General features: G+C 38.3%; 13 protein-coding genes. 11 read left to right on the top strand and 2 right to left on the bottom strand.

All coding sequences use genetic code 11. The annotated features are described in order from the left end of the window. Positions 1–3 precede the first annotated feature (3 nt). From ACFTQ7_RS21605 to ACFTQ7_RS21580, 5 genes are all read left to right on the top strand, one after another. Positions 4–1,482, top strand: coding sequence for an aldehyde dehydrogenase family protein (locus ACFTQ7_RS21605; protein WP_349661528.1), 1,479 nt, complete (start codon positions 4–6; stop codon positions 1,480–1,482). A gap of 26 nt (positions 1,483–1,508) precedes the next feature. Next, positions 1,509–2,681, top strand: coding sequence for a saccharopine dehydrogenase family protein (locus tag ACFTQ7_RS21600; protein WP_386830999.1), 1,173 nt, complete (start codon positions 1,509–1,511; stop codon positions 2,679–2,681). A 10-nt stretch (positions 2,682–2,691) separates the two neighbouring features. Next, positions 2,692–3,885 (top strand): acyl-CoA dehydrogenase family protein, encoded by a 1,194-nt coding sequence (locus tag ACFTQ7_RS21595; RefSeq protein ID WP_386830997.1) that lies wholly within the window; start codon positions 2,692–2,694, stop codon positions 3,883–3,885. Between the two features lie 266 nt (positions 3,886–4,151). Further along, on the top strand, positions 4,152–7,382 hold the full coding sequence (locus tag ACFTQ7_RS21590; protein ID WP_483869442.1) for a collagenase: 3,231 nt from the start codon (positions 4,152–4,154) through the stop codon (positions 7,380–7,382). A gap of 133 nt (positions 7,383–7,515) precedes the next feature. Continuing rightward, positions 7,516–9,609, top strand: coding sequence for a beta-propeller domain-containing protein (locus ACFTQ7_RS21580; RefSeq protein WP_386830995.1), 2,094 nt, complete (start codon positions 7,516–7,518; stop codon positions 9,607–9,609). A 751-nt stretch (positions 9,610–10,360) separates the two neighbouring features. On the opposite strand, the gene ACFTQ7_RS21575 is transcribed toward ACFTQ7_RS21580, so the two are convergent. After that, positions 10,361–11,767, bottom strand: coding sequence for a polysaccharide deacetylase family protein (locus tag ACFTQ7_RS21575; RefSeq protein WP_386830993.1), 1,407 nt, complete (start codon positions 11,765–11,767; stop codon positions 10,361–10,363). 261 nt (positions 11,768–12,028) lie between these two features. Here ACFTQ7_RS21575 and ACFTQ7_RS21570 point away from each other — a divergent pair, with 261 nt between their 5' ends. Continuing rightward, positions 12,029–12,781: a threonine/serine exporter family protein gene (locus tag ACFTQ7_RS21570; RefSeq protein WP_386830991.1), complete on the top strand. Its 753-nt coding sequence runs from the start codon at positions 12,029–12,031 to the stop codon at positions 12,779–12,781. Positions 12,782–12,793: 12 nt separating this feature from the next. Continuing rightward, positions 12,794–13,261 carry a threonine/serine exporter family protein gene (locus ACFTQ7_RS21565; protein ID WP_386830989.1) on the top strand — a complete coding sequence of 156 codons (468 nt, stop codon included), beginning with the start codon at positions 12,794–12,796 and terminating at the stop codon, positions 13,259–13,261. A gap of 92 nt (positions 13,262–13,353) precedes the next feature. On the opposite strand, the gene ACFTQ7_RS21560 is transcribed toward ACFTQ7_RS21565, so the two are convergent. Next, a complete protein-coding gene (locus tag ACFTQ7_RS21560) occupies positions 13,354–15,375 on the bottom strand; it encodes an EAL domain-containing protein (protein ID WP_386830987.1) in 2,022 nt (673 codons plus the stop codon). 325 nt (positions 15,376–15,700) lie between these two features. Between ACFTQ7_RS21560 and ACFTQ7_RS21555 the strand changes: the two genes are divergently transcribed. The 4 genes from ACFTQ7_RS21555 (at position 15,701) to ACFTQ7_RS21540 (ending at position 21,120) form a co-directional block, all read left to right on the top strand. Continuing rightward, entirely contained in the window at positions 15,701–15,961 is a 261-nt protein-coding gene (locus ACFTQ7_RS21555) for a hypothetical protein (RefSeq protein WP_386830985.1), read from the top strand. Between the two features lie 266 nt (positions 15,962–16,227). Continuing rightward, the gene (locus ACFTQ7_RS21550) at positions 16,228–17,949 is read left to right on the top strand and encodes an ABC transporter ATP-binding protein (protein ID WP_386830983.1); all 1,722 of its coding nucleotides are present in this window, start codon (positions 16,228–16,230) and stop codon (positions 17,947–17,949) included. Continuing rightward, positions 17,949–19,781 carry an ABC transporter ATP-binding protein gene (locus tag ACFTQ7_RS21545; protein WP_386830981.1) on the top strand — a complete coding sequence of 611 codons (1,833 nt, stop codon included), beginning with the start codon at positions 17,949–17,951 and terminating at the stop codon, positions 19,779–19,781. Before ACFTQ7_RS21550 ends, ACFTQ7_RS21545 begins: the two co-directional genes overlap by 1 nt. A 469-nt stretch (positions 19,782–20,250) precedes the next feature. Then, complete coding sequence (locus ACFTQ7_RS21540) at positions 20,251–21,120, top strand: GNAT family N-acetyltransferase (protein WP_386830979.1); 870 nt, start codon at positions 20,251–20,253, stop codon at positions 21,118–21,120. The last annotated feature ends 630 nt before the right edge of the window (positions 21,121–21,750 follow it).

The raw sequence follows: 21,750 nt of genomic DNA, 5'->3' as shown, positions 1-21,750 counted from the left end.
GTAGTGGAAATCAAAAACTATATCGGTGGTAAATGGGCAACATATTCCCATTTACAAAGTATAGTAGTGACCAATCCTGCAAATGGGGAGCAGCTAGCTACGATTCCGCGTTCTACGGCAAGTGAGGTAGATGAAGCGGTAGCGGTTGCAAAACAGGCACAAAGAAGCTGGGCATTAGTACCTGCGCCTAAACGTGCTGACTATTTATATGCCATCGGTCAAAAAATGAAGGAGAAGAAGGAGCATTTAGCGACCGTTTTAACAAAAGAGATGGGAAAGGTTATTGAAGAAGCTAGAGGTGAAGTACAGGAAGGAATCGATATGGCCTATTATATGGCTGGTGAAGGGCGACGGTTATTTGGGGAGACAACACCGTCTGAGCTAGCCAATAAATTTGCCATGAGTGTACGGGCACCTATTGGCGTAGTAGCTTTAATAACTCCGTGGAATTTCCCTGTAGCGATTGCCACTTGGAAGTCGTTCCCGGCGATTGTTGCTGGCAATACGTTTATTTGGAAGCCGTCGAATGAAACACCGATGATGGCGTATGAAATGGGTAAAATTTTTGAAGAGGTTGGCTTACCAGATGGAGTAGCAAATATCGTCTTCGGTACAGGACCAACAGTTGGAACAGCATTAATTGAACATCCAGGCGTTAAGGTCATTTCGTTTACTGGCTCTACAACAACAGGAAGTAAAGTAGCGGAGCTAGGTGGTAAACACCTGAAGAAAATTTCATTGGAGATGGGCGGAAAAAATGCAGTCATCGTAATGGATGATGCCGATCTACAGCTAGCGACTGAAGGAATCCTATGGAGTGCATTTGGAACTGCAGGTCAAAGATGTACAGCATGTAGTCGCGTGATCGTGCATAAAGATGTAAGAGAGGAACTAGAAAAACGTCTATTAGACGAAATGCATAAGCTAACAATTGGTGATGGTCTAGATGAAAGTGTGAAAATCGGACCTGTCATTAACAAAGCTGCATTGGAAAAGATTAATCACTATGTGCAAATCGGTAAACAGGAAGGGGCAACGTTGTTAGCTGGAGGTAGAATTTTAGCTGAGCCTCCTTATGACAAAGGGTTTTATTATGAGCCTACACTATTTACGAATGTGAAGCCTGACATGATCATTGCACAGGAAGAAATCTTTGGTCCGGTCGTTTCTCTTATTGAAGTAGCAAGTTTGGATGAAGCAATCGAAGTAAACAATGGCGTAAAATTTGGCTTATCCAGTTCAATTTTCTCACAAGATGTGAATACGATTTTCCGCGCACAACGAGATTTAGATACAGGTATTGTTTATGTGAATGCTGGCACAACAGGTGCTGAAATCCATTTGCCATTTGGTGGGACAAAGGGTACGGGGAATGGTCACCGTGACTCGGGTGTAGCTGCCTTGGATGTCTATACAGAGTGGAAAAGTATTTATGTAGACTATAGCGGGAAATTACAAAGAGCACAAATCGATACAGAATAACAGATCAATGAAAGGGGATGTTCTTGATGAAAGTTGTTGTATTAGGTGCAGGTTTAATGGGTAAAGAGGTAGCTCGCGATTTAATAAAAAATAGCAAAGTGGAGTGTGTATTTTTAGGGGATATTGACGTAAAAATAGCGCAGGACTTTGTAGACTCGTTAAACACAGATAAAATTCAGGTTGTGGAGCTTCATGCTGAGCGCGATGACTCGTTAATGGAGGTTATTTCAAAAGGCGACGTAGTCGTTAATGCATTGTTTTATGCCTTTAATGAGCGTGTAGCAAGAGCAGCTATCGCGGCGGGTGTTCATTCTGTGGATTTAGGTGGTCATATTGGCGGCGTCACAGAAAAAATATTAAATCTCGACGAAGAAGCAAAAGCAAAAGGTGTAACGATTATTCCGGATTTGGGTGTTGCTCCGGGTATGGTCAACATTTTAGCGGGTTATGGTGCTTCGAAATTAGATGAGGTAGAATCTATTAAACTATTTGTAGGCGGTATTCCTACAGAGCCGAAGCCACCTCTTCACTATACACGCGTATTTTCTTTAGATGGTGTCTTTGATCATTATACAGAGCCATCAAAAGTGATTCTAAAAGGTAAACTTCAAGAAGTTCCGTCATTATCAGGCGTTGAACCTATTTATTTCAAAGATTTTGGTGTGCTTGAGGCATTTTATACATCTGGCGGTATATCGACGTTGGATAAGACATTCCCAAATGTCCAAACATTAGAATATAAAACAATTCGTTATAAAGGCCATGCAGAGAAATTTAAGCTATTAGCAGATTTAGGATTCCTCGATGCTAGCAATAAGGTAGAGGTAGAAAATCAAGAGGTTTCTGTACGTCCAGTTGTTCGTGAAGCACTTAAAAAGAAACTTGAGCTTGGTACAAAACCAGATGCCGTGCTATTGCGTGTTATTGTAGCGGGTGAAAAGGCACAGCAACAAGTGACGTATGAGTACGAAATGGTCGTAACTAAAGATATGACGATTAATGAAACAGCTATGGCTCGCTCAACAGCCAATACAATTTCTGTCGTTGCTCAAATGATTGGAGAAAATAAAATTACAGAGCGCGGTGTATTTGCACCTGAATCAATTGTACCGGGCGACATTTATATTGAAGAAATGGCTAAACGTGGTGTAGTTATTAAAGAAACGTCTCATACGTCTGCAATGATCGTGAAATGGTAGGTGCTCGGTCATGAATTTCGAATTTACCACTGAGCAGGAAATGTTACGTAAAACAGTACGGAAGTTTGTGGATGATGAAATACTTCCACATATTGCGAAGTGGGATGCTGAAGGTGGCTTCGATCCGAAGATTTGGTCAAGGCTAGCTGAGCTTGGCTTAATGGGCGTTTGTGTCCCAGAACGATACGGTGGCAGTGGTATGGATTACAATGCACTCGCCATCGTTTGTGAAGAGCTTGAACGTGGAGATACAGCATTTCGTACAGCTGTTTCCGTTCATACAGGCCTGAATAGTATGACCTTAATGCAATGGGGAACAGAGGTTCAAAAACAGCGATATCTTATTCCGCAGGCGAAAGGTGTTCGGATTGGTGCGTTCGGTTTAACAGAGCCTGGAGCGGGGTCAGATGTAGCTGCTATGTCTACGACCGCTATAAGGGATGGAGACTTTTACGTATTAAATGGGCAGAAAACATGGATTTCCTTATGTGATATAGCAGACCATTTTATCGTTTTTGCCTACACGGATAAATCGAAGAAGCATCATGGCATTAGTGCATTTATCGTAGAGCGTTCTATGGCGGGCTTTACGTCGAAGGCAATTAAAGGTAAATACGGTATTCGTGCTGGTAACACTGGTGAGCTCTTTTTTGAAAATCTACGTATACCTGTAGAGAATCGTCTAGGAGAAGAAGGAGAAGGCTTTAAAATTGCAATGTCCGCGTTAGATAATGGTCGTTTTACCGTAGCTGCTGGCGCTGTTGGTCTCATTCAAGCGTGTCTCGAGGCGAGTGTGAAATACTGTCATGAACGCGAAACATTTGGAAAGCCTATTGGTGAGCACCAGCTAGTAGGGCAAATGGTTGCCAAAATGGAGGCGGGCTATCAAATGAGCCGCTTGCTAGTCTATCGTGTTGGAGAATTAAAAAACAAAGGTGTACGTAATACGCGAGAGACATCATTAGCAAAGTGGCAGGCTTGTGATTTTGCCAATAAAGCTGCGGATGATGCCGTGCAAATTTATGGAGCATATGGTTATTCGGATGAATATCCAGTCGCCCGTTATTTGCGTAATTCAAAAGCACCTGTTATTTATGAAGGCACGCGGGAGATTCATACAATTATGCAGGCGGACTATGTATTAGGAACTCGCCAAGATAAGCCATTAGCGAAAATGCTACCGAAATGGCCATTTGAAGAGTAAGTGTTTTATCAAAAATTAAACATAAAAAAGAATCCGAATTTCGGGTTCTTTTTTTATGTCCAAGTAAAATATTCCGTTTTGTTACAATGAAACCAATTTTATGCTCCAATTGTGTCCTAACGTTCAAATTATACTAGAAAATATTGTTATAATATAACATTTAATGTTGCTTTGCTCTCATAATATGGTATTTTTAAAAAGGTGATATAGTTCTAAATAATCAACGTATTACCGAGTTTTAAATGTAGTACTATAGGAGGATTTTTATGAAGAAAAAATTAAAACTAAATCAAGTGTTACTTGGAGTAAGTACAATGGCACTGTCGTTCGGAGCGTTACAAGCAGAAGCATCAGCAGCAGAAAAAACGCCTTATAATGTATTACAAATGAAGCCTGCCGGCATAGTGACTTCGAATGATGAAGTTACACATTCTACGACGGCTGATGAAACATTGTCATTTGAAAAACGTTTGGAAATTGGCGATTTTTCGGAACACCCAGCTCCAACTATAAAGCTTGCTGAAACGAAGCAATTGCAAGAGCAGTACTCGACGGCAGAGCTTAATAAAATGAGTGATAGTGAGCTTATTGATACGCTAGAACATATTCGCTGGTATCAAATTACTGACTTATTCCAATTCAATGAGGATACAAAAGCTTTTTATCAAAATAAAGAGCGCATGCAAGTGATCATCAATGAATTAGGGAAAAGAGGAAGTTCTTTTACGAAAGATGATTCAAAAAGTATTGAAACATTTGTTGAGGTATTGCGTTCTGCTTTTTATTTAGGATTTTATAATAGCGAATTAGGTTATTTAAATGAGAGAAGTTTCAAAGATCAGTGTTTGCCAGCATTAAAGGAAATGGCTAAAAATCCGAACTTTAAACTTGGTACAGATGAGCAAGATAAAGTGGTATCTGCCTATGGGAAATTAATAGGTAATGCTTCTAGTGATGCAGAAACAGTTCAGTATGCTGCGAAGATTTTAAAACAGTATAACGAAAATCTCTCTACATATGAAAGCGATTCTTTAAAAGGGCAAGCAATCTATGATTTAATACATGGAATTGATTATGACTTGCAGTCGTACTTGCATCAGTCAGGTAAAGAAGCGAATACGACGATGTGGGCTGGAAAGATTGATAGTTTCATCAACGAAGTGAATAACATTGCGCTTATACACAAGGTAACAGATAACAATAGTTGGTTAATCAATAATGGCATTTATTATGCAGGGCGTTTAGGAGTATTCCATAGTAATCCGGATAAAGGTTTAGAAGTTGTTACACAAGCAATGCATATGTACCCATATTTAAGTGAAGCTTACTTCGTGGCAGTAGAGCAACTTACTACAAATTATGGTGGAAAAGATTATAGTGGAAATACAGTAGATTTAGAGAAAATGCGTGAAGAGGGCAAGAAGCAGTATTTACCGAAAACATATACATTTGATAATGGATCAATTGTATTTAAGACGGGAGATCAAGTAACAGAAGACAAAATTCAAAGATTATACTGGGCTGCAAAAGAAGTAAAAGCACAATATCACCGTGTCATTGGGAATGATAAAGCATTAGAGCCAGGCAATGCTGACGATGTGTTAACAGTTGTCATTTATAACTCTCCAGATCAATATTCATTAAACCGTCAATTGTACGGCTATGAAACAAATAATGGTGGTATTTATATTGAAGAGACTGGAACGTTCTTTACATATGAACGTACGCCAGAGCAAAGTATTTATAGTTTAGAAGAGTTGTTCCGCCATGAATTTACTCATTATTTACAAGGAAGATACGAGGTTCCTGGCTTATTCGGAACAGGTGATATGTACCAAAATGAGCGACTAACATGGTTCCAGGAAGGAAATGCAGAATTCTTTGCAGGATCAACGCGAACAAATGATGTTGTTCCACGTAAGAGTATTATTAGTGGATTATCAGATGACCCATCACAACGTTATACAGCAAAACAGACATTGTTTGCTAAATATGGATCATGGGATTTTTATAATTACTCATTTGCGCTACAGTCTTATATGTATACTCATCAATTTGATACATTTGATAGAATTCAAGATTTAATTCGTGCGAACGATGTGAAAAATTATGATGTGTATCGTGACTCTTTAAGTAATGATCCACAACTGAATACGGAATATCAAGCCTATATGCAGCAATTGATTGATAATCAAGAAAAATACGAGGTGCCACAAGTAACAGAAGATTATTTAGTGCAACATAAACCAAAAGCGTTAAAAGAAGTGGAGCAAGAAATTGCCGGAGTTGCTAACGTTAAAGATGTAAAAATGACAAAACATAAGTCTCAATTCTTTAATACATTTACACTCGAAGGTACGTATGTAGGTAGTGAAACACAAGGTGAATCCGAAGATTGGAAAACGATGAGTAAGCAAGTGAACCAAGTATTGGAGCAACTGTCGCAAAAAGAGTGGAGCGGCTATAAAACAGTGACAGCGTATTTTGTAAACTACCGTGTGAACGCGGCAAACCAGTTTGAATATGATATTGTTTTCCATGGCGTTGCGACGGATGAAGGAGATCATCAAGCACCTATTGTAAATATCAATGGTCCATATGCTGGGGTCGAAAATGAAGAAATCCAGTTCAAGAGCGATGGTTCAAAAGATAAGGATGGAGAAATTGTTTCTTACCTTTGGGATTTTGGTGATGGTAAAACAAGTGACGAGGCAAACCCTACTCATGTATACGAAAAAGAAGGCACATATAATGTGACATTAACAGTGAAAAATGATAAGGGAATAGAAAGTAAAGATCGTACAATTGTATCTGTACGGAAGGGTGCACAAACAGAGAATCCTCATCCAGAAGAAGCGAAGAACATTCCATTTAATACACCTCTAAAAGGTGATTTGGTTGGTGATGATGATACGGATGCATACACATTCGAAGTAACGTCTCCAGAAGAAATCGATATTTCTGTCTTAAATGAAAATCAAATCGGCATGACATGGGTGCTTTATCATGAGTCTGATAAGCAAAATTATGTAGCATATGGACAGGAAGATGGAAATAGTATAGAAGGTAAACTTCATGCAGAGCCAGGAAAGTATTATTTATATATTTATAAATTTGATAAAGAAAATGGGACATATACAGTAAACGTACAAAATAGTGCACAAATAGAGCTAGAACCAAATAATCGTCCAGAAGAAGCGAATATGATTCCATTTAATAAGTCTTTAAAAGGTAGCTTGATGGAAGATGATCATACGGATGTATACACATTCGATGTTACGTCTCCAAAAGAAATCGATATTTCTGTCCTGAATGAAAATCAAATTGGCATGACATGGGTGCTTTGTCATGAGTCTGATATGCGAAATTACGTAGCATATGGACAGGAAGACGGAAATAGTATAAAAGGTAAATATAATGCGAAACCAGGCAAATATTATTTATACATTTATAAATATGATAATGAAAATGGTGCATATTCAGTAACAGTACAATAGTAGAAGGTAATTTGAAAACGAGAGGGATTCACGTCCTCTCGTTTTTTATTAAGAAAAAATTTCAGAATAATGTAACTCTTCCGCTCTTAAGTAGTCTAAATAATAAACAACTTTATGAAAGGTAGGAAAAATAATGAAAAATAAGTGGCTAGCATTGCTAATCATCTTCGTACTAGCTATTTTGCCAGGAATTTTTACGCTCATGTCGACCCCAAAAGTGGAGGCACGGACTGCAAGTGAAAGTAATACAACTCATAGCTGGCAAGTATCCTTTACGAAGGCACTAAAGGCAAGCAAAATAACGGAAGACAATGTTTACGTAACGAATAGCAAAAATCAAAAGGTAACAGCAACTGTCTCATTAGCAGAGGATAACAAGACCATTCTCATTAGCGATTTAGCACCCGGCAGCTATAAATTACATGTGAAGAAAGAAGCTTTTGTACTAGGTGGTCCTAAAACAGCATCGCAAGAAGTAGCGTTCACCATCATTGAAAAATTGGAAGCCGTCAAATCAGAAAAAGAACTACAACAATATTTTGAAACACTTTTAGCTAATTCAAAAAAAGAGCGGGAATATGAAGTAACTACAGAAGTTTCGGCGAAAGATGAGAAATCTAGTGCGAACGACTCCTCAACAACGAATAATCAGGTCGAAGGCGTGGAGGAGGGTGATATAGTCGTTGTCAAAGATGGCTATATTTACGCTGTCAAAGATCAGAACATTACGGTAGTGGATGCTAAAGATCCGAAAAATTTAAAGCTAGCAACAACGATCAAGATGAAGGAAACTCAATATATTTCGAAGCTAGCAGTATACGACCATTTATTAATAGCAATTAGCGATGAATATTTAGAAAAAATAGGCACGAGCATGACGAAAGCTTCTTTATATGATATTTCAAATCCAAAAAATCCAAAGCTTATACGTGAAGTGGGGCAAGAGGGGTATTTACAAGATATTCGAATTACAAATGACACATTATATTTAATCGGTAATATGCATCCGAATTATTGGATGCTTAGAGAGGAAAAAGCGCCAGATTTAAAACCGAAAACATATGATAGTGTAGAAGGAAAAGAATATAAAAGTTTACCTCTAGAGAAAATTTCTATTTTACCAAATACAATGGATGGAACATATAGCTTAATGACAGCGGTGGACTTAAAAAATGGTGCTCAGAAAACGGCGAATACGAAAGGATACTTAGGTGGTAGTAGTGGACTTTATATGTCGGAGAATGCACTTTATTTAACAACACCTATTTATGACGGAAATATCGTGCCTGCTGCTGGCATCATTATGGATAGAATCTGGATGCCAAGAACAACGAATACCCAAGTTTTTAAATGGAATGTTGATGGAACTGACATGAATTTTGTAGGTACTACGGAAGTAAAAGGATCCGTGTTAAATCAATACTCGATGGATGAATATAAAGGTAATTTCCGTATCGTTACAACGGAAGGAAATGCATGGGATGAACAACAAATATCAAAAAATCACCTATTTATTTTAGATAATAAATTACAGCAGCTCGGTGCTGTAAAAGATTTAGCTCCTGGTGAAAAAGTGTATTCTGCACGCTTTATGGGCGAAAAAGCATATGTAGTAACATTCAAGCAAGTGGATCCACTGTTTGTAATTGATGTAGCAAACCCGAAAAAGCCAACTGTGCTAGGGGAGCTAAAAATTCCAGGCTTTAGTAACTATTTACACCCATTAGACGATACCCATTTAATCGGCATTGGTTATGATACGGAGCAACGCTATGATGCCTATACGAAACGTAATTTTACGGTGACAACAAATATGAAAATGTCATTATTTGATGTGTCAGATTACAAACATCCAAAGGAACAATCAACCGTAAAAATCGGTGGCAAAGGCTCGTATTCCGATGTTCAATACAACCCTAAAGCGTTATTCCGCAACAAGGAATACAATTACTTTGGTTTCCCAGTTGTCTTGTATGATGCAGGAAAGGGCGATGAAATTGTCTACAAAGGTCAAGGCGCACAAATCTATGAAATCACTGCAGATAAAGGCATCGTTCTCAAAGGAAATATCATTAATAAAAGTAAGGGCGATCCGTATGAAAACTGGGAGCAGCTTGTACAGCGAGTAGTCTATATAGACGACGCGCTTTACACAGTAGCTCGCAATGAAGTAAAGAGTTACCAACTAAAAGACTTCAAACCACTGGATACATTAACAATTAAATAATGAAAAGAGTCCAATAAACTTAAGGTGAGTTTATTGGACTTTTCATGTTGATGAAAAACTATTATGTCGATGAACTTCTGTAGAACGAGGGGGTGATTTCCGTTCCAGGCTACTCGCTTTCCTGTGGGCGAGCATCGAGCCGCTTCCTCCGCTTGTGCTCCGCGCAGGGTCTCACCTGTCTCGCTTTCCCACGGGAGTCGAGTAGCCTTCCGCTCCAATCAGCAATAACGTAGAATTTTTTATAAATTTAATTTAATGTTAAAAAGTGAAAGATTTTTTACTCACCATCATCGATCAGAATAGACTTATAACAGTGAAAGCGATTGTACACCTGTTGTTGCTGCCACTTCGCCTTCGTACAAAAAAACTCTATTACTGAGGTTTCGCTTTGTCACTATAATCAGAAGATATAAGCTAAATGTAAAGGTTGATTGGAGTGAAGACTGGGCGACTCCTTGGGGATTAGTAATAGAGGAACGAAGGCTAAAACCATCACGTCCTGTGATAACGCCTTCGTGACCAACATCGTGTTGGCCCGAGACCCTGGAGCGAGCAGCGCGAGTGAAGCGGCTCATCGGACGCCCCCAGGAAGCTCTGCTCTGCGCGAAAGCGAAGCGTCAGCGGCAAAGCGCCCAGTCGGAACGGAAATCAACCCCTCGTTTTGCCAAAGAGGCTCATTTTTTTATTGAAATTAAGTTTTTTAACACAAAAAAGTCCAATAAACTTTGAGTTCATTGGACTTTTTCTTTAATTATTTTTGACGATATGGAAGAATTTCCGATACTGTCACGAATTCATAGCCTTGCCCTTGTAAATAAGCAAGTACAGCATCAAGACCGTCTGCAGTCGATTGATGAATATCATGCATTAAGACAATGGCGTTATTGTGTAAATTATTTTTAACATGAGGTAGAAGCTGTTGCGCATTGCGATGCTTCCAGTCTAATGTATCGATTGACCATAAAACAACAGGAATTGGAATTTGAGCGTTAATCGTATCGTTCGTTGCGCCATACGGTGGTCTAAATACAGTTGGCTTGTGATTAATGGCCTTCTCAATTTCCCCAAATGTAGATGTATACTGATTGACTGCCTGCTCTAGAGACAGTTTTGTTAATACAGGATGGTCCCATGAATGATTACCGATTTCATGTCCCCTTGCAAGTACATCTCTTGCGATATCAGGGTAATATTGTACGCGACTACCAAGCATAAAGAAGGTAGCTTTTGCATTATATTTATCGAGCGTATTTAAAATCTGTTCAGTAACCTTTGGATGTGGACCATCATCAAAAGTTAAGGCAATACGTTTTTTGTTTGGATCACCTACAATAACTGGCTTCGTCGGTTTTTCCATAGCAATCTGGAATTCAGATGCTAACAACGGATTGATAAGTGAAAGGGGAAGCTTCACAGTTTGTGGACCGGCCGCTCCGCTAGCAATCTCATACTCATCAAAATAGAATTGTAACGAATTATCAACGATAGCAAACCTATGGAAGTTAGACCACTTCGGTTCAGTTGACTTGATTACATCATCCTTGAAAAGCTCTTCCTTTAACTTGGGATTTTGTTGTAAGTCCTTACGTACATAAGTAGCTAATGCCGATAAGTTGTTTTCGTCGTTATTTAACAATGTTTCAATGGAAATTAATTTACCAGTTTCATGATTGATAAAGAATGTTTTTGTTGAAATCTCGGGATTGGCTCCACCTGTATACAACGTTTTTGTTAGCACAAACGAATAGTAGTGCTTCTGGTATGGGAAAGTTTCCAAACTAATATTCAGCTCACCCATTGCCTCTTTATCTTTATTTTTTTTCATAGATGACAGATAGTTTTCTTTTGAATCCGTTATGTACTGTAGTACAGCATCGTTAAAAGCTTTATTATCTGTTTCTGGATAGTGAATAGCAAAAGGAGTTCGCTTATCATTTGAAACATCGGTTACAATACGTATACCTGGAAACGCAGAGCTTTCAGTGGATAGGTTACTCGTTATTGAATCTGAATTTGTCTCTTTTGAAGCACTGATTTTTTGAAACTTAAAGTCATCCTTTGATAGGATAATGACTAAAATAATAGTCGTTAATGAAATGATGAGGCCAATTAATAGGAAATCAATCATTGGGCCGCGTTTTTTTCTGCGTTCCGGCATTTTGATGGATACGCTCCTTTCCGTATTTATTTTTCTATACAAATCAGACGTGTTAGTCATTGAAAAAGTTATACGAATCTACGAAGTTTTGCTATAAATTTGTATGAAACAATCCTCATGAATAAATGACTCATTAGCTTATCATTTTTATCATATGAAAGCTAAAATACTTTTGTGTTAAAAGTTGAAATTTTAGTTGAGTTTTTATTTGCAGTTCGATACTATTGGCAAGGAACCTTTTAAAGGAGGTAGTTAACTGTAATGGTTTTACATGAAGTGGATAATGAATTTACGATTGACTGCTTATTGCTTGCGGGGCGAATTATGATTGAAAGTGGTGCAGAAACATATCGTGTGGAGGATACAATGCTACGTATGGCACATTCTCAAAATATGCTGGATGCGCAATGTTATACCACACCTACAGGAATCATTTTTTCGTTAGGCAAGACACAGCCAACGAGAATTACATCGATTTCCAACAGGGTAACAGATTTACAAAAAATAGCCTTGGTAAATTCAGTATCTCGGAGACTCACATCTCACATGATAACATTAGAAGAAGCTTATGACGAGCTAAAGTCGATACAAAAAACAAATTATTTTTTACCCACATATATTCAAGTCATATCAGCGGCTCTTGCGAGTGGTTGTTTCCTTATAATGTTTAAGGGGGGATGGTCTGATTTCCTTTTTGCCTGTTTGGCAGGGGGGTTAGGCTTCCTAGTGCTTTTATTGATAAATGATTTAACAAAAGTAAAATTTTTCGCAGAATTTACAGCTTCGTTAGTAGTAGGAACGATTGCTGTCTTTTCAGTGAAATATGGCCATGGTACGGAAATAGATAAAATTGTTATTAGCTCCGTTATGCCACTAGTACCAGGTATTTTGATTACGAATGCAGTTCGAGATTTAATAGCAGGTCATTTTATGTCAGGGATGGCGAAGGGCGTAGAAGCCTTTTTAACAGCTTTTGCAATTGGTGCAGCTATTGCCGTCACGCTATCGTTTTAGGAGGCAGACGACATGGATTATATTACACAGTTGATTCTTAGCTTTTTTGCGACGGCGGGGATCGGCGTTATTTTTAATGTACCTAGAAAAAACCTCATTTATTGTGGTTTTGTTGGGGTAGTAGGCTGGATGATTTACTTCGCCCTAACAGAGCATGGTATGGATGTAGTAAATGCCTCATTCTTTAGCGCTTTCGTCATTGCGATCGTTTCCCATTTGTATGCGCGGCGCTTCAAAATGCCAATGATTATTTTTATTGTCGGTGGGATTATTCCGTTAGTTCCGGGAGGCATGGCTTATAATGCAATGAGAAATGTTGTAGAGGATGATTATATACAAGGGCTACAATATGGATTAAAGGCATTTTTAATTACAGGTGCCATCGTGATCGGACTTGTATTTGCTGAGGTGCTGATACAGCTTATTTTCCGTTCTGTCCGTAATGGAAAGGCGACATTTAAAAAGGTTTATAAGAAATAAGGCTTTACATCAAATGTAAGGAACAGCATGCTAGATAAAACAAATAAAAAGAAGGAGGTTACGTTTTACACGTAACCTCCTTTTTAAATTAACTATTTTACCAATAATGCTTCAATTTCCTCAGCGTGAATTGGCTTACTAATATAGTAACCTTGAATCGCATCACAGCCATAAGAAATCAAAAGATCTGCCTGTTCAGCTGTTTCGACACCTTCTGCGACAACTTTAAGTTCCATAGATTTTCCGAGTTGCACCATACCGTTCATGAGCTTTTGGGTTTTCTCAGATTTTAATAGAGAACTTGTAAATGTTTTATCGATTTTCAATGTATCGATCGGTAAAATTTGCATATATCTAAATGAGCCATATCCGGTACCGAAATCATCTAGTATAAAGGCAATTCCTTCATTTTCAAGCTTACGCATTTGCTGTGTGATAAAGCTAGCAGCTTCTGCTTCGAGGGCAAATTTCTCGGTAATTTCGATTTGAATTAGGTTGGCTGGACAACCTGTTTTCGCTAACGTTTCAAGAATGGACTTTGCCATGTTTTTATCACGGAATTCACGTACAGAAGAGTTAATAGATACTTTTAAATCAAGACCAGCTTTTTTCCAGATTAGTGCTTGTTCACAAGCTTTTTCTAGCATAAAGGAACCGATATTATTAATAAGACCTGTTTCCTCCGCAATTGGAATGAGCTCATCTGGTGAGACAACGCCTATTACTTCATCTTCCCAACGAACTAGTGCTTCTGCAGCTGTGATTTTACCTGAAGTAACATCAATTTGCGGCTGATAGAGGACTTTTAGATTTTTTTGGTCAAGAGCCTGAAGTAAACGTTTTTCAATTAAAGCTTTACGATTTAATGCTTTATGTGTTGCTTTTGATAGGGAGACGATTTTATCGCCACCGGCCTCACGGACAGTTGTAATAGTAGCAATAGATGCCTTCATTAGTTGGGAGAATGTAGTTTGATCCTCTGGATAACGTGTAATTCCGCCACTAATAGAAATAGGGACAGCTACATTACTGTTATAAATTGGATGTTGTTGTAAGTAAGACAGGAAGCCTTGAATGAACCATTCACTTAATGGCGTAATCACGACAAAATCATTTTCGTTAATACGTGCCATTGTGCTATCTTGGAAGTACATTTTTATACGATTTGTAAACTCTACAATAAGACTTTGATCAATTTGCTGATCATGTAACTCTTTTAATGTATAAAATTTATCAATACTTAAATAGACGAAAGAGAAGTGTCTTTCATCCTCAATCATGTTGGAAATCACTTTTTCGAGTCGGTGTGCATTCATAAGCCCTGTTTCTGTATCGATATAAGCGATTTTTTCAAGCTGATGTTGTATGGACTTAGACTTCGTGATATCCTTTTCAATCAATAAAAATTGTTGTTCATTTGTTTCGATATCAAATGTTGGGATAGCTGTGAGTAGTACCCAATAAGATTGACCTGTTTTTGTAACTTTTTCGATTTCGCCTTGCCACGTTTGGCCATTGTTTAAATTCCGCCAGATGGTATTTGTAATCTTTTCACTTTCTTTATTATCAGGGAACAGCTGCCAGAACGTTTTACCAATTACACGTTTTGGTGTCCACTGACTCGTTTTTAGAAATTCAGCATTACATTCTAAAATAAACCCATCATGATCTAGTACTACTGTCATAAATGTCGAGTCTAAACCTTGTTTTAATTTTGCGAGAGTACCGCAATTTGAGACAGAATTAATCATTAATTCTGGTAGCATAAACATCATAAGGATGAAACGCTCTCCTTGTTCAATAAATGGTTTAGCTAGAAGCGCTGAGTTAATTTCTTCGTTTGTATACGTTTTCAGTTGAATTTGATTGATATACGTACTGTCATCATTTTGTAAAATGGTCTGAAACTTTTCTAATGAAAGATGATGTAGTAAATTCTCGTGAATGAATGAAGCGGTATGTTCTTTAATAGTAGTAGCTGAAAAACCAAATAGCTGTTCAGCAAGCTTTCCCAAATGAATAACTTGTCCATCTTGATTCATGACAATTGCAGGAAAAGGAAGTGAATTTAAATAATGTTCATCAATGGTAAATAATTTATGCATATGACTCATGATTATTCGATCTCCTTGAGTAATCTATATATACTATTATTATAGTTAATTATCAGGAATTAGTCATTATGAATATGATTGTAAATATTTGATAATAAAAAATATAGGGACTTTTTTAGCGAAAAACATGGAAAGATTTGAAGATAAATAACATTTTTTAGTATATATATAGGGAGTGAGCATTATGTGTGACATTTAAAAGGGATAGTATTTATTGGCTCTGGTGCATGTTATAGGTAGTAGTGGCACCTTTTTTATGTTTTATCGGTTACAGGTATTATATTATTTACATATTAATTGCTAACTAGAAAAGATGTTTCAACATTTGGCTACAATCAACGGAAGTATTACTGTATTCGCTACGTTGTTACAATTTTTGGTACTTATAGTTGTTGTTGCTTATGTCTCTCTTAGTTTAAAGAAATGTCCAGCAAAATATCAAGTAATAGGGATTATGGATACAGGTGTAGGTTTGTTCCTCCTACTAACGAATGCTTCAATTGACGCTTTAATAGTTAGTAGCAAAGTCTTATTGTGGGGAGTAGAGGTTGGTCTCATGTCATCGTTCCTAGGCGTTTCTACTTGATGTCAGCTGGGGAATGCTTTTAGGAGGACTGCATTAGGCTTGATTAGTCGAATTTGGCAGTCAAATCTGTGGCTCGTTTTCATAGATTTTAAGGTTACGCGCTTTATGATCGCTTTAATATGCTTCAGTTGAGGCAAGCATCCTTTCTGGTAAGGCGTGCTCGTTAGCTTGCTGCCTATCTATATGTGAAGGGAAAGCAAAAAATACAGTATGGTAGTTCTTTGTTAATTTATGGAACTCCCTTATAAAGAAGAAGGGGGAAGAATATGAAAGAAGTTTTTTCCTATGTAAAGCCTTATAGATGGACAGCATTCATCGCGTTTAGTTTAATGCTGTTGGAATTGTTTGTGGAGCTCGCGCAGCCATTGGTTATGGCGAAAATCATAGATGATGGAGTACAAGCTCAAAATCAAGGGATGATTTGGCAATGGGGAATGGTGTTACTGGCCTTATCTTTCGTAGCTTTTATAGCTGGTGTTGTGAATTCCTATTTTTCATCTCATACTGCACAAAGCTTTTCCTTTGATTTACGAAATGCATTGTTTGAAAAAATACAATCCTTTACATTAGCTACTTATCAAAAATTCTCAACTGCTTCTCTTATAACAAGGTTAACGAATGATGTGACGCAAGTTCAAACGGTGCTATTTATGAGTTTACGTATTATGCTTCGTGCGCCACTTGCCGTTATTGGCAGCATCATTATGGCTTTTGTTGTAAACGCTAAACTAGCATTGTTTCTAGTGATTGGCGCACCGCTTATTTTCATTTTTCTTATCGTTATGGTGGCAAAAGGCGTGTCTTATTTTGGTCGTGTGCAAAAGAGAGTAGATCGTTTGAATCGAGTACTTCAGGAAAATTTACAGGCTATTCGATTGGTGAAAGCTTATTTACGAGGTGCATATGAAGCCTCTCGTTTTGACGAAGTTGCCTCTCGCTTAAAAATAGATACTGTAAAAGCTCTACGCACAATGGAGTATATTATGCCTGTATTGTTATTCATCATGAATATGAGCTTACTCGCGGTGCTGTGGTTTGGGACAAAACAAATAGCGTCCGGTACAACACCACTTGGAGATGTAGTGGCCATTGTCAATTATGCCATGCGTATGACAGGCTCGTTTTCGATGTTTGCTTTTATTATTATTTTTTATGCGCGCGCAAAAGCTTCAGCAGAGCGAATGGCAGAGGTCCTTTCGACTGAAAATGAGGTTGAACTACCAACATCTTCAGAGAAATCAACGAATGACTTGAATGTTGGGGAATTAGCTTTTGAGCATGTAAGCTTTACGTATCCTGGGGGAGACGCACCTGTGCTTTCTGATGTAAGCTTTCGAGTGAAATCGGGTGAAAAGCTGGCCATTATGGGGGCAACCGGTGCAGGGAAATCAACACTATTACAGCTTATCCCACGTTTCTACGATGTGACTGAAGGCAAAATCGTAGTAGAGGGGAAAGATGTACAGCAATGGGATTTACAAGAGCTACGCGAAACAATCGGCTATGTACCACAACAATCTTTATTATTTACAGGAAGCATTGCTGATAATGTTCGATGGGGCGATGCAGAGGCTGAAATGGATGCAGTGCTACACGCGACCATGCAAGCACAAATTCATGCTTCTGTGGAGGATTTCCCGAATGGTTACGAGACAAGAGTCGGGCAGAAGGGTGTCAATCTTTCAGGTGGTCAAAAACAGAGATTATCGATTGCAAGAGCGTTATTAAGAAAAGGGCATATATTGATGCTTGATGATAGTACAAGTGCGCTTGATGTGAAAACGGAGCAGGCATTATGGGAAGCATTGAGTGAAGAACAAGCAACCATGTTAGTCGTCACTCAAAAAATTCGCACAGCGAAAAGTGCACATCGTATTTTACTCATCGATGCAGGAAAAGTAGTCGCATACGGGACGCATGAAGAGCTTCTGCAAACGTCAGCGCTCTATAAAAAAATCGCAATCTCCCAACAGGAGGTGGAGGAATAATGGGATTTTTCCAAAAACCTTTTGGCTATGAGCCGATTTTGACGAAGGATGATGTGAAGCAAACGGTTAAGAAAAAGAAGGGACCTCGTGCGACAAATTGGAAAAGCACGCTACTGCGTTTATGGAAAATAGTTGATGAACAACGTGCACTACTAATAATCGTACTGTTACTTGTTTTTGTGAGTTCCTTGTTGGCTCTTCTTGGGCCGTATGTAATCGGTAAAATGATTGACATGTACGTAACGCAAGGAGAGCTTGCAGGACTAGAGAAGGGGATTAGGCTGTTAATCGGCATTTATGCGCTATTAGCCGTATCGTTATTTTTGCAAAACTATTGGATGATTGGTATTGCCCAACAAACCATTTATAGATTACGAACGAGTGTATTTAATCATTTCCAAAGACTGCCGATAGCCTTTTTTGATCGTCGTCAGCATGGAGAATTAATGAGTCGGATGACGAATGATATTGAAGCTGTTAGTTCTACATTAAATAGCTCCTTTATCCAAGTGTTTTCGAGTGTATTAACATTGACGGGAACAGTCATCATCATGCTAAGTTTAAGCCCTTTACTAACGGTATTAACGATGACGATTATACCAATTATGTTTTGGGCGATGCGTTGGATCACACGGAGAACCGCGCCATTATTTAAGGAACAGCAGGCGGCTATCGGAGCTTTGAATGGCATGATTGAAGAGACGATTTCGGGTCAGAGAATTGTGAAAGCTTTCTCACAAGAAGAACGAATGAAAGAGGAGTTTCGCGAAAAAAGTGTACGATTAAAAAGAACGGGCTTTTGGGCACAGACATACTCTGGCTATATTCCGAAGGTCATGAACTTTTTAAACAATATGAGCTTTACAATTGTGGCTGGTATTGGCGGTGTACTTGCTCTTTATGGGCATGTGTCCATCGGCGTCATTGTTATTTTTACAGAATACGCAAGGCAATTTACACGACCGTTAAATGATTTAGCCAATCAATTTAATACCGTACTGTCAGCGATTGCTGGTGCTGAACGTGTATTTGCGCTACTGGATGAAATGCCTGAAGAGGAGGCAGCTTCAGCGCAAAAGCATAAGCTATTAGGACAGGTAAGCTTTCAGCGTGTGTCCTTTAAATATGAGCAAAAAGAGGAAGCTTACACGTTAAAGGACATTCATTTTAATGTGGAGCCCGGACAAACGGTCGCTCTAGTCGGGGCTACCGGAGCAGGCAAAACAACGATTTTGCAGCTGATTGCAAGATTTTATGAAGTATCAAAGGGCGAGGTTTTATTTGATGGTGTTAACGTTCAGCAAATAGAACGACAGGCATTGCGCTCACAAATGGCCTTTGTATTGCAGGATCCGTTTTTGTTTGAGGCAACTGTACGTGAAAATATTCGTTATGGTCGATTGGATGCTAGTGATGAGGAGATAGAGGGAGCGGCAAAGCGTGCAAATGCACATGAATTTATCATGTCGCTAAAGGATGGCTATGACACAGTACTTGCCGCAGATGGCAATGGCATTTCGCAAGGCCAAAAGCAGTTATTGTCCATTGCACGAGCATTAATTGCAGACCCGAAAGTGTTATTATTGGATGAGGCGACAAGTAGTATTGATACCGTTACGGAGCTTGCGATTCAAGAGGCTCTTGATCTGTTAATGCAGGGACGTACAAGCTTTGTGATTGCTCACCGTTTAAATACAGTGCATAATGCCGACATGGTGCTTGTAATGCACAAAGGTGAGTTAGTCGAAGCGGGCTCTCAACAAGAGTTAATGGAATCCGGTGGCATTTATGCGCAGATGCTACAATCTTCGTCCCATCATCTTGATGAGTAGGGTGAACGAAACGATGTATGTATAAATTTCATTCCTCAAACATAAGTAAGAGTGATTCCAACATTTTTGGGATTGCTCTTTTTTAGTTGGAAACTAGCATATCATTTTAAATTTAAAATGTAATTTATTTATAAAAATAGTATAATTATGGATAATGACAAAAAGGAAAATTGAGGTTTATTATTCACCGATAGAAGATTTATGGATGATATTTTGCTTAGGTGAGGAGGCGACTTGACGTTCATTCGCAGTAGAAATCGGATGTTCAGAAAAATGGGTGTGTATAAAAATGCACACCTAATTCTAGTAACTTTCAGTCATTATAACCGTCAATAATCATATAAAACTTTTAATTTCACTATACTTGAAGTAAAATTGTTAATAATTAGAAGTATCAAATTTATTTTGTTGCAAGATTATTTTCTTTCTTGCTACAATAGGGCGATAGTTTGATACAAGAACGGAGTAAATGATGAATATTTCAGTGATGACAGTGTCTTTTCCGTTAGATGGGGAAACATTAAATGAATTAAAATTATTGTGTGAAGAAGCGACTACAAATGACTATCGTGTCTATGAAACGGCTATGGGCTTGCCTATGGCGAGTTCCTTTGAAACGAAGGGCTTTATGGTACTTGCTTATGAAGATGACAAAGATGTCTTAGTGGGTGCAGCAAGTGCAATAGATTTAATGGGGCTGCATACATATGAATGGTCTTTAGTTGTAACACCTACGTACCGTCAAAAAGGAATTGGAACTGCTCTAGTAGATGTCTTACAGGCAGGTCTTGAGGAGCGAGGGGCAGAGGGTCAATTGGCGGTAGTGATCGATGGCTCACCTTTTGGACACACGTTTATTGAAAAGAAGGGCTTTACATATAGCTTTTCAGAAGCCACTTTAGAAACAAAAGCAGAGTCAGTTGAAATAAAGAGAGATATCGAAATCATTCCTTATACAGGTGAACAGGCAGAGCTGATTGCTATTTATAGTGTAGCGTTTGGAGACCTACCTGAAGAGTCTGAGGAGCTAATCACTTTTAATACATCAACGAATGGACGAAAGCTGTGGGTAGCACGGAAAGATGGAGAAATTGTTGGAACAGTAACGACTGCCCAGGAAAATGAAATTCAATGGGTTACAGCATTGGCAGTTCATCCAAAGCATGAGGGGCAAGGTATAGGTACTGCGATGCTTTCGTTTTCTAAAGATTATGCGAGCAAAATTGGTGCAAAATTCGTCATGCTGGATGTAGAAATTGACAATAGAAAGGCGCTTTCTGTTTATGAGAAGGCAGGCTTTATGAAGGCTCAACAAATAGACTATTATGTAAAACAATAGGTGAAGAGTCAGGAGTATGCGCTTTATGCATCGCTCCTCACTTTTTTGTTCAGCATGAAGTCCAAACACCAGAGATAAGGAAGCGGAGAATTTTCAGTTGGAGATAGACGAACTACATAAGGGTGGGTAAGTCCTTTCTTTCAAAGAAAATTCTAAGGGAACATCATTCGACTCCATTATATAGGGTTGAAAATAATTTCATAGTGATCCAAATAAGAAGTTTATCAAATACAGATAACAATAAAACATTAAATAACTTTAGATTGTGAGTCTAATATTAAAATGTTTTCTTAATAATGATATAGGAAGCTTCTCAATGAATTGAAAAACTATGAACTTTTTTCAGGAAAAGTGTTGACCTTTTATAATTAAGAGTGTAATATTATACAAGTCGTTAAGACAGCTACTGAAAAACAACGAAGTTAAAAAAGTTGTTGACACAGAGTTCGCGACGTGATATTATATAAATTCGCTACCGATAAAATGGCAACGAAATGAACCTTGAAAACTGAACAAGCAAAACGTAATCAATAAAGTTTTTAGTAGCTAACCTTGAGTTAGTGAACGAAACAAAATTTTGGACATCAAACATGATGCCAGCAAAACAATTTGAGCTAATCAAATTTCTTT

It is taken from the genome of Lysinibacillus sp. NPDC056959, from assembly GCF_042674095.1.
Taxonomy (GTDB): Bacteria; Bacillota; Bacilli; order Bacillales_A; family Planococcaceae; genus Lysinibacillus; species Lysinibacillus zambalensis.
The sequence above is the reverse complement of the archived record's forward strand: the minus strand, read 5'-3'. Positions and strand labels throughout refer to the sequence as shown.

Bases quoted from the DNA above. Each gene is read 5' to 3' on its own strand.
- ACFTQ7_RS21600 (WP_386830999.1), top strand. From the start codon at position 1,509: ATGAAAGTTGTTGTATTAGGTGCAGGTTTAATGGGTAAAGAGGTAGCT.
- ACFTQ7_RS21595 (WP_386830997.1), top strand. From the start codon at position 2,692: ATGAATTTCGAATTTACCACTGAGCAGGAAATGTTACGTAAAACAGTA.
- ACFTQ7_RS21590 (WP_483869442.1), top strand. From the start codon at position 4,152: ATGAAGAAAAAATTAAAACTAAATCAAGTGTTACTTGGAGTAAGTACA.
- ACFTQ7_RS21580 (WP_386830995.1), top strand. From the start codon at position 7,516: ATGAAAAATAAGTGGCTAGCATTGCTAATCATCTTCGTACTAGCTATT.
- ACFTQ7_RS21575 (WP_386830993.1), bottom strand. From the start codon at position 11,767: ATGCCGGAACGCAGAAAAAAACGCGGCCCAATGATTGATTTCCTATTA.
- ACFTQ7_RS21570 (WP_386830991.1), top strand. From the start codon at position 12,029: ATGGTTTTACATGAAGTGGATAATGAATTTACGATTGACTGCTTATTG.
- ACFTQ7_RS21565 (WP_386830989.1), top strand. From the start codon at position 12,794: ATGGATTATATTACACAGTTGATTCTTAGCTTTTTTGCGACGGCGGGG.
- ACFTQ7_RS21560 (WP_386830987.1), bottom strand. From the start codon at position 15,375: ATGAGTCATATGCATAAATTATTTACCATTGATGAACATTATTTAAAT.
- ACFTQ7_RS21550 (WP_386830983.1), top strand. From the start codon at position 16,228: ATGAAAGAAGTTTTTTCCTATGTAAAGCCTTATAGATGGACAGCATTC.
- ACFTQ7_RS21545 (WP_386830981.1), top strand. From the start codon at position 17,949: ATGGGATTTTTCCAAAAACCTTTTGGCTATGAGCCGATTTTGACGAAG.
- ACFTQ7_RS21540 (WP_386830979.1), top strand. From the start codon at position 20,251: ATGATGAATATTTCAGTGATGACAGTGTCTTTTCCGTTAGATGGGGAA.